At 36.1% G+C, this 13521-nt stretch carries 13 protein-coding genes and 2 pseudogenes; 14 read left to right on the forward strand and 1 reads right to left on the reverse strand.

The annotated features are described in order from the left end of the window. Positions 1 to 22 precede the first annotated feature (22 nt). The 6 genes and pseudogenes from LRL21_RS38950 (at position 23) to LRL21_RS38975 (ending at position 3030) form a co-directional block, all read left to right on the forward strand. Positions 23 to 319, forward strand: a complete 297-nt coding sequence (locus tag LRL21_RS38950; protein WP_240421188.1) for a hypothetical protein — start codon at positions 23 to 25, stop codon at positions 317 to 319. Beyond that, positions 279 to 1000, forward strand: a pseudogene (locus tag LRL21_RS38955) (IS6 family transposase). The gene LRL21_RS38950 and the pseudogene LRL21_RS38955 overlap by 41 nt, the downstream one beginning before the upstream one ends. A 198-nt stretch (positions 1001 to 1198) precedes the next feature. Next, entirely contained in the window at positions 1199 to 1402 is a 204-nt protein-coding gene (locus LRL21_RS38960) for a hypothetical protein (protein WP_240421189.1), read from the forward strand. Between the two features lie 5 nt (positions 1403 to 1407). Continuing rightward, positions 1408 to 1752, forward strand: a complete 345-nt coding sequence (locus LRL21_RS38965; protein WP_240421190.1) for a hypothetical protein — start codon at positions 1408 to 1410, stop codon at positions 1750 to 1752. After that, positions 1752 to 2210 (forward strand): TniQ family protein, encoded by a 459-nt coding sequence (locus tag LRL21_RS38970; RefSeq protein WP_240421191.1) that lies wholly within the window; start codon positions 1752 to 1754, stop codon positions 2208 to 2210. The genes LRL21_RS38965 and LRL21_RS38970 overlap by 1 nt, the downstream gene beginning before the upstream one ends. 253 nt (positions 2211 to 2463) lie before the next feature. Then, positions 2464 to 3030: a hypothetical protein gene (locus LRL21_RS38975; protein ID WP_240421192.1), complete on the forward strand. Its 567-nt coding sequence runs from the start codon at positions 2464 to 2466 to the stop codon at positions 3028 to 3030. Between the two features lie 1101 nt (positions 3031 to 4131). On the opposite strand, the pseudogene LRL21_RS38980 reads toward LRL21_RS38975, so the two are convergent. Continuing rightward, positions 4132 to 4617: pseudogene (locus LRL21_RS38980) on the reverse strand (IS110 family RNA-guided transposase); the annotation flags it as partial. A 306-nt stretch (positions 4618 to 4923) separates the two neighbouring features. Between LRL21_RS38980 and LRL21_RS38985 the strand changes: the two are divergent. The 8 genes from LRL21_RS38985 to LRL21_RS39020 all read left to right on the forward strand — a co-directional run bounded on the left by LRL21_RS38985 (position 4924) and on the right by LRL21_RS39020 (position 13363). Continuing rightward, entirely contained in the window at positions 4924 to 5217 is a 294-nt protein-coding gene (locus LRL21_RS38985) for a hypothetical protein (protein ID WP_240421193.1), read from the forward strand. A gap of 108 nt (positions 5218 to 5325) precedes the next feature. Then, positions 5326 to 5889 carry a suppressor of fused domain protein gene (locus LRL21_RS38990; RefSeq protein ID WP_240421194.1) on the forward strand — a complete coding sequence of 188 codons (564 nt, stop codon included), beginning with the start codon at positions 5326 to 5328 and terminating at the stop codon, positions 5887 to 5889. Positions 5890 to 6223: 334 nt separating this feature from the next. Continuing rightward, positions 6224 to 6853, forward strand: coding sequence for a hypothetical protein (locus LRL21_RS38995; protein WP_240421195.1), 630 nt, complete (start codon positions 6224 to 6226; stop codon positions 6851 to 6853). Between the two features lie 5 nt (positions 6854 to 6858). After that, positions 6859 to 10761 carry a tetratricopeptide repeat protein gene (locus LRL21_RS39000; protein ID WP_240421196.1) on the forward strand — a complete coding sequence of 1301 codons (3903 nt, stop codon included), beginning with the start codon at positions 6859 to 6861 and terminating at the stop codon, positions 10759 to 10761. A 523-nt stretch (positions 10762 to 11284) separates the two neighbouring features. After that, the gene (locus tag LRL21_RS39005; RefSeq protein ID WP_240421197.1) at positions 11285 to 11509 is read left to right on the forward strand and encodes an LA2681 family HEPN domain-containing protein; all 225 of its coding nucleotides are present in this window, start codon (positions 11285 to 11287) and stop codon (positions 11507 to 11509) included. A 167-nt stretch (positions 11510 to 11676) separates the two neighbouring features. Continuing rightward, a complete protein-coding gene (locus LRL21_RS39010) occupies positions 11677 to 12219 on the forward strand; it encodes a hypothetical protein (protein WP_240421198.1) in 543 nt (180 codons plus the stop codon). Positions 12220 to 12453: 234 nt separating this feature from the next. Then, entirely contained in the window at positions 12454 to 12726 is a 273-nt protein-coding gene (locus tag LRL21_RS39015; protein WP_240421199.1) for a hypothetical protein, read from the forward strand. Positions 12727 to 13189: 463 nt separating this feature from the next. After that, positions 13190 to 13363, forward strand: coding sequence for a hypothetical protein (locus tag LRL21_RS39020; RefSeq protein WP_240421200.1), 174 nt, complete (start codon positions 13190 to 13192; stop codon positions 13361 to 13363). Positions 13364 to 13521 lie beyond the last annotated feature (158 nt).

Here is a 13521-nt window from a genome sequence, read left to right on the forward strand (position 1 = left end):
AATTTTTAGGAGATGTGATAGATTGGAAGCTGTTCTAAGTAAACAAACCACCCACGATAATCGCAAGATATATCCTCAAGTTTACGCAGTAAAACCAGGACCAGTACAAATCTTACAGATCCCAAAGTTGCAATATGTATCACAGGAAATGAATACAGCTTTCCATATGAATTGGGCTGGACACCCAGAACCTTTAGATGAGCAATGGATTGTATGGAAAATAGGGTTGTGGTGCAAAGCTCTGATTCATGATAACATCATTGAAATGAAGTCGTGGGATGGAGCAACTTACTTTGGAAGCGAAATTGAATTTATTTAAATGGAAGCAATATGAATCGGCAATCATTTTACTAACGGTAAGATGGTATTTGAAATATAGTTTAAGCTATCGAGATATAGTTGAAATGATGAACGAGCGAGGATTAAAGATTTCCCATACGACGATCATGAGGTGGGTCCATGAATTTGGACCTGAAATCGACAAACGAATACGCCCCTTTTTGAATCATACAAACGACTCATGGAGGACTGACGAAACCTACATCAAAGTTAAAGGTCAGTGGATGTATTTATACAGAGCGGTTGATTCTATGGGGAAAACCATTGATTTCATGTATCTGAAAATCGGGATATGAAGGCAGCTAAGTGCTTCTTTACAAAGGCTTTGTCCTCTCCACATACTCAAATCCCACGTGTAATCACCTTGGATAAAAATCCAGCGTATCCACCTGCCATACAAGAATTAATAAATGAGAAATCTTTTCCAAAAGAAACCTTGATTAGACAGACAAAGTATCTAAATAATATTGTGGAGCAAGATCACCGGTTCATAAAGAAAATTACAAAACCAATGCTTGATTTCAAATCGTTTCTTACAGCGGATCAGACGTTAAAGGGAATTGAGGCTTTACATATGATAAGGAAAGGACAGGCCGATGATAATTCGACTGTCCTTACTGCTGTTGAATGGCTAAATAAGATATTTGGTTTAGTGGCATAGACAAAGTAAAGTTTGTCGGGTAACTGCGAACTTTTTTAAATCCTTGCACCAGAACCCAAAATGATGCTATAGCGGCAGAGCAAGATGCTATTGCTGCTTTAGAACAGGCAAGAAGCATCAGAGATCGATTAATTGAAGCTGAAACAGATACATCGCTTAAAAGACATAGAGTAATAATTAATTGAAACGGAAAGGAAAATGAGCAGAGTGCAACGGCCAAATATTTCTTCTGGTGCCCACCCTTTAGAGCAGGGGCAGTATACCCTGCCAACTCTTGAATTAGACAGATTGATGAAGAAAATCATCCAAGTAATTAAAGCTGGCGGTCCGGGTATGATTGTTTATGGTCGTCCTCGACTTGGAAATATCGCTTCAAAGGCATACAGACCAAAGAAGAGTTAGCCTACGTGCTACAAAGCTATGATGAAGCAGAGTCCCCAGTAGATAGTGGTTGGTTTTTTACTCGTTACTTCTTCCCAGATGCTTTTGACGCCGGTAATAGGTTGGAGGGATTTGCCAATGATTTATTCTCGCTTTTTCTTGAGATTCGTCAAGAATTTGGAATTAAAGGAAAAATAGAATTACCGATGGAATTCATCGTCTTTACGATCGAGAACGCTTTGAAAATATTTGGTGCAAACGGACAGATGAGAGAGTGGTTGTCGATGGACCAATGGAAGGAAGCTATAAAAAGGTCAGGTTATATCGATTCAGAAATATTTATGGCAATAGCGAAAAGGAAGGGTACATAATGGTAATTGTATGGCGAAAACAGTGGGTAAGCCCTTTTGAATCCCCATGGTCAATATTCGAAAAAATAGCACTCGCTAATCAAGTTAAACGGGATGAGATATTGCATAGAATGGGGAGTACGGATGTTAAAAATATCAAAAATAAAAAGTATGGTGATAATAGAAGAGAGCTGTTTACGTTAAGTGGATTTGACTCTGAGTTTGTTCAAAACACTTTAGGATATGATTTGATTGGTCACAACAAAAGCATAATTGCAAGATTGATGCAACCTGTAAGTTATTACAGGGAACTCCAGGACAGTTGGTTCTTTAATCGTCTGAGATGGTGTCAGGAATGTATCCAAGTTGGACAGCACAGTCTCTTACACCAATTTAAATTGATCAAAAGATGTCCTGTCCATGAAACTATTTTATTCGATAGTTGTCCTAGTTGCCTAAAACAATTCCCTATTTGTTAAGCGACTTTGGTCTTAGCGAACCATTCACGTGCAAATGCGGATATAGATTAGCTGATTTTTCAGAATCTCTTTGGAGAAATTGGGATTCACGAATGGAGATACAGGACCAAACTGTGCTGAAATGGTTATCTATGGATCAAAGCGACAACCAGCGGTGGTTATTTTTACATAAATATGCGTCAACCGATTTATTTCAAACGGTTCCACTTATATTTTCCAAGCGCTTTTATGGTAACAGAATATACCAAGGCTGATGTTTTTTGACAGTCGACCGTTTTTTAAGAAAAAAGCTCAAACAACATCGGCAATGTATACGGGTACTACTAGAGCTAAGGAAAGCGGAGGGAAAAAGGAATTTCCGCAGATTTGTCCTTACGCTTATGCATACATCTTTTGGAGACAAACCCTAATTCAATCCGAAAAATTCTATAAAGATTTAAAAGCCAATGATATAAGTTCTGTATGCCCAAGTAATTTTGCGATTGTCACAAGTATGATTCAACTTGTACTTGAAAGTTATAGAAGAGAATTATTTAATCAAACTAATATAAAAGAAGTTGACAATAGATTGCTACTCCATTGGATAATCAATAGACTGACTATTCAAATATGTATCAATTATTTTAAACAGTGGATACTGGTTGCTACTCAATGTGCTGAACAAAAAACAGTACCCAATTGGAATGCTGTAAATGAAATGGTTGAAAATAGTATACCGGAAATGGCTTTTAAGCATTCAATTAATATGGAGTTGAAACAACCCGTTGAATTTTTTATAAACCCAGAATATAAGCAATTTGATTTGACCTACACAATTTAGTGTGCCCGTTAAATACGAACAATAAAAAGAAAATTTCAAAGCGAATGAATTCGTATATGCCACAAAATGTAGCAATGAAAGTACCATTTAATAAAAAACTTGCAGCCTATGTTGACCATTATGTACGACGACTAACCATATAAAATAAACTAAATGATAAACTAAAAATAAGGATGATGTTCATCCTTATTTTTATGTTCTCATTAAAAGACCTGTGGGTAATGTAATCAGGTTCTTGTCATTTATGTATCCAGGTTCTTGTAAGAGGACAAGAACATACATCCATTTGAATCCGCGAGTTGAGCGGATTTTTTATTTTATGGATATAACTTCTTGTCTTTTCTAAAAGACAAGAAGTTATACTGTTTTCCAATATAGGACACGAAGAAGGTACCATTCCCGTGGTTGATAAACGATACAGCTTGAGGGTCTATTTAACATTGTACAATACATCTTTGTGTCCTAAAATTCGGATTTCTTTACATGTTCATGTTAAAACAAAAATATGCGAAAACAGGCTACTCGCAACACTTAGGCTGTCGGTCAAAAACGGATGATTTTGTTCAACGGGAGAATAGTTTAAGATCATACGCGGGGAACCGTATCATCGGTAGTGGTAAAGCATAGAATTGAGTTAAAGATTGAGGTCTAGGGTGACAAGTAAATAGTCCGATTATAATCCGCATGACTTGCGGATTTTTTGTTTTATCGGATCATTTTCTTGTCATTTATTAGTGTCAAGAATGTGATCCGATTGCCAATCGTTTCATGCATGTATAGTAAAAAGATATTATTTGAAGTTTGAGAATTCACATTCTCTACGGTTAATCGCTTGACGATTATAGGAAGAAAAGGCTGTTTCTGTTCGAAGAATATAAAGTTCTAGACTGGAAAATTAAGTGTTAGACTAGATAAATAAAGTTGTAGACTGAGAAAATTAAGTATTAGACTGACGGTGCTTCATTAAACTATACCAGCTAATAGCTTGTCAACATTTCCAGCAAATTGATTGAATTGCTTTTGGTATAGTGAAAAGTAAACATGCCAAATAACCCTCCAATATCATCCGTTATGGAAGGATATACCAGTTTGGTCCTGGCATTAAGCTGAACGGAATGCCTTCTGGGATCTCAATATTGCATAGACCCAATGTACTAACTTATTCGCACAGGCGACTAGAGCTACCTTGTGAGACTTACCTTCAGCTCGTTTTCGTTCGTAGATTGCCTTTAACTTCGTATTTCGGGAACGGATCAGACCTCATTGAACCGCCATTACTAACGCATATCTAAGTTGGCTGGCACCACGCTTCGTTATGCGATTCTGAGTTGCATTGAATTTGCCTGATGAAAAGACACTCGAGTCAATCCCTGCAAAGGCCACTAGTTTTTTGAGAGGATTAAATCGATCGATTTCTCCAATTTCAGCTAAAATTGTTGCAGCAATTTTAGGTCCGATCCCGGGAATAGATTGAATTAATTCATAGTCTTTCATTTCTTCAGCCAGGGCATCTATGTTCTGTACCAATTCAGCTAGATGCTCTTGGTACTGAAGAATTAAGGTTATAAGAACTTTCATGTTAACGAGAGTTCATTTCATGAAATTTTCAATAAAAGGAAATTTTGCAAAGTTCACGAATACATACATAGCACACTATTTTGTAATTTCGCAAATAAGACGTTATCTGAAAACCAACGCAATAGGGGAAATTCATACATGAAACTAAAGAGAAAGATTAAAAGACATTTTAAAAAAATTCAAAGATAAATAGAAGAATTTAAACCTCATTTTGAACCTGAATCCTGGTACAATCTTTGGCACTGGCATCTAGATGGATGGGGATTTAGTGAAATAAGTGTTAGACAGCGAAGAAAACATATAAAAAACTATCTAATGATTTTAAACAAAATCAAAACTTTAGAATTAAACAATTTTAAAGCGTTTCAAACATGGATTTTTGTGGACTTGGAATACCCTACGTGTGATGCTCTATTTTTACATACAGAGAACCCTAATACTGAATTTCCAAATAAACCTGAGAAGATCGAATGGGTAGAAGAAATACCTGACTTATTAAAAGAAATTATTGATTTGAATAAATATGATTTCGGCAGATTTGTCGATGAAGATGGTAAAGAAAGATCGTATTTAATTGCAATGAAAGAACTAGGGACTCCTTTAAGATGATTCGGAGAAGGTTAAATTAGGCAGACAACCCTGCACTGCAATCGCGGCCGGTCCTATCGGGGCTTAAGTCGGTTAGGGTTCGTGAATACAAGTTTCGGAGGGATCTCATTGAAGGCTAATGTAGATTACTTTATAGTACACATTGAAGAAGTCTTTGGTACAGACTATAAAATTCATAAATTCAATGCAAAAGATGAGGGAAAACCAATTTACTTATTCATTTTTAGAGGAATACCTGAAGTAGGAATGATTACTTTTATTACATTCGGACTCTCAGAAGGCCAACATCCGGAATGGATTTCGGGGAAACCTGAATTAATTCTAAGTTTAGAAACAAATGACGAAACTTGGGGCCATTCCATAGCCTGGTTAGCAGCAGAATTAAGAGGAATCAAACCTTTTAGTTATGGAGATAAATTTACTTTTGGTGAACCAATATGCGAGGGAACAAGCATGATTGGCTACTTTGTTTTTTCACCTTCTATACTTGATAAGGATATCAAAAAAATCGAAACGACGAATCTACCGATCTTTTTAACTGGAATGTATCCAATTTATAAAGAAGAAGTTGAATTAATTAATGAGATAGGACTTAAGGAGTTCTGGTTTTCAAATGGATTTGATTTGTACAATCCGAAAAGAGTAAATATAACTTTGAATGCCAACTCATAGTAGTGAGAACTTCACCTAACACCATATTCACGCTTCGGGGCATTCGCCCCACGGTGAATCGAAGGTGTCAAGGTTGAGTGCAAACAAACACCACCCGAAACTCAATTGGTCAATTCGTCACCACCACACATTTTTCAAATAGCCAATCGGCCTTTTTGTTTTATAGCACAAAGGCTGTGGATCATGCAGGAAAAACGTGGAATTTTGTAGAATTAATATTGGTTGACTTTACTATAAATATAATATATTTTCATATGTTTCATTCTACGAAGCTGATTTGTCGCAAGTAGTCACCATGACTCATTCCAGAATCTTAGAGATAGAAGGTGTTCTCGTGTCTAAAATTTGCTTTAAGTGTAATGGTTCTCTTTTTCAGTTAGGCAGCAAACTGGTCTGTCAAAACGAACAATGTGATTACGTGGAATTGGCTTCTAGCAAGAATTGGTTTGAGGAACTAGGTAAGGACGATAATCTATGGATCCAACCTATTAAAGAGCAAACTCCGTATTTGATTGCTATTGAATATGACAAATTACATAAACTCCTAGTTTCCGGTTCTACGTATGGGGTTCAATTTCAAATAAAAGATATGTTCGAAGTATTATTAAAGTTTCCAATATTAATATTACTATCAGAAGTACTTGAATCTAAAAAGTTAAAGTACGAATATCAAGATGTACTAACTAGATTGACAGGTAAACCACTCAGTCTTGGTGACTGGCATCAGGTTGCATTAGAAATCCGGAAGAAAAGCAGTACGAAGAATGAACCAATATTTGAAATACTTAGAGATATTTCAGGCATTTATGAGAAATATCAAATCGTAAATTGGAGAAATGAAAGGATCGGTCACGGTGCGCTGAAATTAGACAATAGCACAGACTTTCAGAATGACATTAGGAAGATGCTGTACTTGATTTCGGAACATTTGACCCGATGCCAAACCTATTATGTAGAAGTATAAAGTTTATGCTTAAAAGCAAAGGCAAGTACTACCCCATGACAGGGATGAATAACGAATCAAATCTAGGTAATGGTATCCCTTATATTCATTTAAATAACAATTATATTTTGTTAGAACCATTTCTTCAATGGATTGACAGAGGGTTATACTTGTTTGATTCTTATTATAATCATAAAGCGATGGCTTTCCTGATTAACTATCCAACTGGAGATAAAATTAAACAAAAACCAACACATATTTCTGACATTTATCAAAGTTTAAAAAAGAAACACCTTGCTGAGCATACCCAAAGCTCGGCGGAAGATGTAATATATCTTCGCTCACAAGCAACTATAGTTCAGCAAATCACAGACTCAAAGGATCTATTAGAATTTCATGAATTAACTAAGCAATTGGAGCAAGTTATTTGTAATCATGACCGAGGTATCATGTTATTGCAGATGGAAGATGGCATGGGCAAGACTACTTTTGCCAAAATGTTAGACCCTCTCGTATATGGTCTAATCAAGATACCAGACGTTAACTGCAGGGTTTATTATGTTCATGACGTTTTCTCCTATATGCCATCGACGTTCGTACTTAAGATCACAGATTTGCTCAGGCAGATAGACGAAAACATGTTGGATGGGGAACTACCAACGGTAGATATTCATACTCCAACAGTAAAACAACAGGTTGCTCATCTAATTAATGTATTGTGCAAGGAACGAACAAAGTACCAACACAAAGGGAAAGCTCTCCTAATCATTGATGGAGTCGATGAGATCCCTCATCATGGTGGTGTTACAATCTTTGATTTAATTCCTTCTTCGGATATGTTAGACCGGGGAATCTATATATTGTTGACCAGTCGAACGGGGGAACAACTAACAAATTCGAAGAAGTCTCAACTCGTTGGAATGCATTTTGACAAAACGATAGTCATTCAACGAACAGCCCTTCAATATCGAGAGTTATTAATAAAATTCATACGATCTCGGACCAAGTCCAATGCTGCAGACGAGGACGTATTGCTTAACGTTTCGGGTGGGAAATTCATCTTTCTTCAGATATTACTTAAAGCTTACGTAGAATATGGTCTTGAGGGTGTTGATAATCTGCCTGTGATGGCCGAACAGCATTACTTAAGCATCTTGCAAAAGCTATACGGAGATCAATATTATAACAATATGTTGCGAATGCTACTTTCTATTATACTTTCGCCCTTAAGTTTGCCTATTAAACTTCTATCGCGTTTATGCGGAGAAGAAGAAATCAGTTTTCGATTTCTTTGTTTCCTTCAAGAACTACGGCCATTAGTTGATGTGCAACGGTCTGGCAAAGGGAATATACTTAGTTTTCACAGGGCAGAGAGTGTTGGTAGAATCTCCGATCAGTACCAGGGGCTTAAAGAAGATCTTATCTCCAATTGGTGGTCAGAACTTCGTGCTCTTTCGATTCAGAGTAAAGGAAGAGCATTCGAGGAGGATGACTTACTCTACGTTCTTACATTAATGAATATTGTCATCCGGCAAGACTCTGTTCTGAAAAACAAAGAGTTTTTATCTTTATTGAGTACAATAGTTGAAAGTCTTGTGGAAAATGCACAAAATAGTGGATACTTGCAGGAACAAACGCATCAGGGGTTTTATCTACTCTTTATTCAGATGAATCTTGCGGTAATTGAGATTTTACAATTGAAGGTGTCTTTTAATGCAGATATTTATATGCGATTAATGTATATGCTTAGTGAGGACTTACTACACAATAACATTCTACTAGAGGCTATTGAACATTTGGAAACAGGAATCGAATTGATTCAAAACCATGGAATAAAGGTCAGCGCGCTCACGCTTTCCCAGTGTTATAGCGGTCTAGCGCAATTATATTCAAGGGTTGGGAATAAGGATAAAGCGGAATCCTATTTCTCTTTGGAGGAACAAGCAAACGAGAAATTAGATAAAGAAATCATTAAAGATATACGAGGGAAGGCCTTATCTTTTAAGAGAAAGGCCAATAATAAAATTAGCCAAGCAGTACATTATAATCAAGAAAAAGGCGAGACCAATTTAAAGATTTTGGAGAAGATAAAGGAGAAAAAAGTTGAATTCGTAATTTTCCAAAATAAAGAACGAGTCATGATTATCGATAGCGATACAACCTATCTCAATGTTCTTGCAGAAGGCACTATTCAGTTGCTTCTTCAGCTATCAGCTGTTTATGGGGATTTTGATCTTCATATTTTAATTGCTACCCGAAAGAATACGGATAAAGGGTATGGAATTATTAGTCCTGTGGAATATGAAAACAGATTAAGAGAAAGAATCATTCTTGGATTAGCAAGAAAGGCCTTAACACGTAAAAATAAATGGAAATATTCCATAACGTTTGCAGATGCAAGAGAAAACTATAATTTAATGATAGCAGATGGTATCTGTAACACTTACTTAACAAGATCATCAACAAAGTTTGATTCAACCCAAAAGAATAAAATAGAACAGCTCTATGACCAGCAGTATGTGTTCTCGTTTTATGAGAGTTCAGTAGACAAAGAACTTCAAAGATGGTTAACAGAAGGAAAATTAGGTGATGTCATTTTTGAGTGTTTTTTAGAGCATGGTTTGGAGAACAAGGTAAACTACCTTTCGATTGCTCTGAAAAGGCTAAAAGATTTAGATGACTATGGGTTAAAATTACAATTGCTTTCAATCTCTTCTAAGTTAGAGACCTTCATTAAGATAGATCGTAACTATGAGTTTATTAGGCCCGTTTTAGTAGATATGCAAAATAGTTTAATACCTAAGCTAAAAGAGTTGGGTTTAAATGTACCAGAGTTCAACCTGGATATTATACTATATTTGTATTCATTATATACGCATATAGGAAGTATGGAGGCCGAGGTACAGGATCGATTGTTCTTACAAGAGGCGACCACTCTTGACGATGTAATGACAAAGTTTAGGTATTTTAATATATATAAAATTAGAAGAGGTATCCACAAGAAAAACGGGCTACATCTTCTACAGTCTATAAATGATCTTTCTAAATCGATAGATGTGTTCGAAGAAATGATTCAGTTGCTGGATCTTTTAGACGAGACTTCAGATTATCAAAACTCTAGCAGTCCTCAGATGTTCGAAATGTTAGGAAAAGCATACGGAACACGTGGGCAGGGTTATACGATGCTTATTCATGAAGACCAAGGCTACCTCGATAAAGCAATCCGAGATTTCGACAATGCTTTGCGGCATTTCTCATTCGATTTGGATAAAGAGAGACAGTATATTTATAAATCCTTAGCATACTGTGAAGGAAGGCAATATGAGTTGGCTGTCGATTATTTATACAAAGCCTTCCAACGCGATAAACCTTTTGAAGGGTTTCGACATTTAGTAAGAAACCTTAAGGAACAAGACGTACCAAAAGTTGTTTTTAAGTATCATTGTTATATACAGATCATGGCTTACTCGAAAGAACATGGGTTGGATAAATTAGCTGATCAGATGTACGAGGCTCTTACAGATGAGCATTTAAGTCTCGAATCTATAATGAAAAAATTTACTCATCCTCATCCCATGCAATTCATTTTTTTGAATATGGCAAGTTACCTTGAGTTAAGTGGTAAGACTAAACAGGCTCTTAAGTATCTTGATGTAGCAATTGATATCTGTGAATCATCTTTAAGCAGTTTTACAAACAAGATTGTTCAGTTAGGCATGTATAGTACAAAGATACTGCTTTTGAATACAAATGGCAAGCAAGAATTGGCAGAAAAAGTAATGTTTGAACTGAGAGAATGCTATCAAGAAGTAAAGAATGGTCCAAACGAGAAGGCAGTAACTGAATATTTAAATGACATCCAGTGGAATCAGCCATTAGAAGAAAAAGACCTGAGAAGACTTGTCGCATTAACGAGATGTATAAATTAGTTTTTTATTGCACTGGGGTGAATTAAGTGGCTATAATCGAAGATCTCGCCTTGAACAAAATACCACACTATGGAATGAAAAAAAACGGTGGGATAATCTTACTGAAGTTGGAAGTTTCCTAAGTGAATATAATGATTACCCAATAAGAACCTACTTTAAAAGTTTGCAATTTTTTTTGGAGGATTACTCTTATAAAGAGGAATATTATAGGACATCTCTGAAATTCCTAAAAGATGTTAAGACCAGGTTAAATAAGTGTAGCCGGTTTAATTATTCTACTCTACAACTTAGTTTGAAGGAATTTAAGTGGAAGGATCCTGAAATTCAAAGTGATTATAGTAAATGCAGGGAGCATGCTTACCCAAATGACGATGATGAGACTTACGAAGACTGGTGTAAACGGAAAGAGTTATATCTTTCTCTTGTACCGGCATTTCTTTCAGTACACCCTAAGTCGGATAATATTGATGTATCTTTTTTACCTAGCGAAAGAAATGAATACTTTGCTTTTTAATATGAATTAATGAAGCAGGAGTTTATTATTATAAGGCAATTTTTCTTTGAGACATCTAACGCTCTTAATAAAAGTCAAACTAAAAATAGAAAATTCTTCGTAGAACGTACCAAGCAATGTTACTTACAATCATATGGTTTATTTGATCGTGTAGCTACATTCTTAAAGGAATATTTTGAATTAAAACTTCCTAAGAAAGTAACAGAAAGTAACGTATCATGGTATTTGGCATGAGAATGAAGAACCAGTTTTCCAAAATACAAGGGAACGCTTAAAGCAATCAATGACTCATAACCTTTTTTTACGGACACTGTACAGTCTGTCCAGAGATATTTTCTATGAAAAAGATAAAAGTTAGCTGGAAGACGAGTACTCCGAACTGGCAAGGATTCGAAATCTAATTGCACAATCATGTAAAGACAATTGAAAAAAAGTACACAATTTATGACGACATACAACTTTTTGAAAAAAGTATTAGACTAGGATATGTTCGGCGAAATATGCAGGAGGAGCTCTTTTTTCGAGAGAACATAAAACTCTCAGAAGGTAAATATTTATCATTATCTGAGGTTGGCGATTACATAAAATCCAAATTGGGAGAACAATTGGTTAAGGAAGTAGGTACAGGGGGGCTATCAAGGTATCGTTTTGAGTTTCCTGAACTTCTCTTTGATCCTTTTCAGGATCCAGATATGTTTCAAGGTAAGTACTTTAAAGAAGAAATATTATCTATTGCGCACAATGCTAGAGAATTGATAATGGATACTGAGGATGCTTCTAAAAAGAAAGTTACAGATAATTGTACTTTAGATGATGTAGTGCTGTTCCAAAGATTTTTTTCTCTTATAGACCTAATTGCCAGCCAAATTCTTTTTAACCAAAAAGATAAGAACAAGATAATCAGATCGCTGATACCACATTTTCAAATACGAGAGTCTGATTAATATACTTACAGTTTTCATAGGAAATCGAGTCAAGGCAGAGGAACTGCTAAAACAGAACTTAGAACCCAAAATCAAACAAATCAGCTATACTGGATAATCGACCATTTAACCGTAAATTTCTGCTTCAACTTTTTCAGACAATGGCTACAGCAAGCGGGAAGAGGGGCGCCTAGTGAAGTCAGAGTACCTGACTGGCAGCAAATTAATCAAATGGTTGAATGCAGTGTCCCGCAAATGGCATTTAAGTATAATGTGGATCTAGGTGATGATACCCTAATTGAATGTTATTTCAAGCCTGAAACAACTACAGAGCCCTTTAAATACACAACTACAGAGCCCTTTAAATACGAGTGTCCATTTATAAATAGTGCAGCAAAACAATCACTTAGTAAAATGAAATCGTATACTCCACAAGCAGTGGCTATGATGGTGTATAATAACCCCACTGAACAGAATAAAGAACTGCAGCGATATGTCGATAAGTATGTTAGAAAATTAATGACGTAAACCAGCTGCCGGCATTTCGCCGGCAGCTGGTTTATTTTGTAGATGCAGAGAGAAAACCGCACAACTTCTTGTCTTTTATCGATAGTTATTCTTGTTCTCCGTCAGTTCTTGTCATCCGACAAGATCTGTCGGGTGACAAGAACATTATCTCATTAAGTGCCGCGTAAATCGCGGCTTTTTTGTGTTATGGGATAAAGTTCTTGTCAAATTTCAATGACAAGAACTTTATCCCATTCCCGAAATTGACAAGAACATTATCCCATTCCCGACTATGGTTACATAACGTGGAAATCAAGGGCTGCATTAAGAAAAAATATGAACGGTAGTAATATAAATATTCTGAATATCTCGAGTGTTTGTTCGGAAGACAATATCTCTATATTTGCTTTGAAAATCGCGGTTTTCTTGTTATATGAGATCAAAACCAAATGACAAGAACTTTAAGTCTAATAACGGCGATGTAATGGCACCAATTGAAGGAGAGGGGAGCTATTTATTTGTAATTAAAGACAGTAATGGATTCTGTCATTCAAGAAATTACGGATATAGCTCAAAGCTTACGTTGAGAGCTGAAACAACTAAGAAGCTGCTCCCGGCATGGCTCGACCAGAGTGGCAGCAGCGGTGTGCGGGCATGATAACACAGTAGCGATTCAGGTGTTAGTTGGCTACCGATTCTCCGTGGCCATTGTAAAGTCTAGCAGCATATGCAATCCCCAGAAAGCAGCAAATGTTGTCCGACGACACAAATTGTTGTGGGAGAAAAACTTCCCATTTCTGTCACCCACCGTTTAAT

Source organism: Paenibacillus periandrae (genome assembly GCF_022458865.1).
Lineage (GTDB): Bacteria > Bacillota > Bacilli > Paenibacillales > NBRC-103111 > Paenibacillus_S > Paenibacillus_S periandrae.

Bases quoted from the DNA above. Each gene is read 5' to 3' on its own strand.
- LRL21_RS38985 (WP_240421193.1), top strand. From the start codon at position 4,924: ATGATTTTAAACAAAATCAAAACTTTAGAATTAAACAATTTTAAAGCG.
- LRL21_RS38970 (WP_240421191.1), top strand. From the start codon at position 1,752: ATGGTAATTGTATGGCGAAAACAGTGGGTAAGCCCTTTTGAATCCCCA.
- LRL21_RS39015 (WP_240421199.1), top strand. From the start codon at position 12,454: ATGGCATTTAAGTATAATGTGGATCTAGGTGATGATACCCTAATTGAA.
- LRL21_RS39000 (WP_240421196.1), top strand. From the start codon at position 6,859: ATGCTTAAAAGCAAAGGCAAGTACTACCCCATGACAGGGATGAATAAC.
- LRL21_RS38975 (WP_240421192.1), top strand. From the start codon at position 2,464: ATGTTTTTTGACAGTCGACCGTTTTTTAAGAAAAAAGCTCAAACAACA.
- LRL21_RS39020 (WP_240421200.1), top strand. From the start codon at position 13,190: ATGGCACCAATTGAAGGAGAGGGGAGCTATTTATTTGTAATTAAAGAC.
- LRL21_RS38960 (WP_240421189.1), top strand. From the start codon at position 1,199: ATGAGCAGAGTGCAACGGCCAAATATTTCTTCTGGTGCCCACCCTTTA.
- LRL21_RS39005 (WP_240421197.1), top strand. From the start codon at position 11,285: ATGAAGCAGGAGTTTATTATTATAAGGCAATTTTTCTTTGAGACATCT.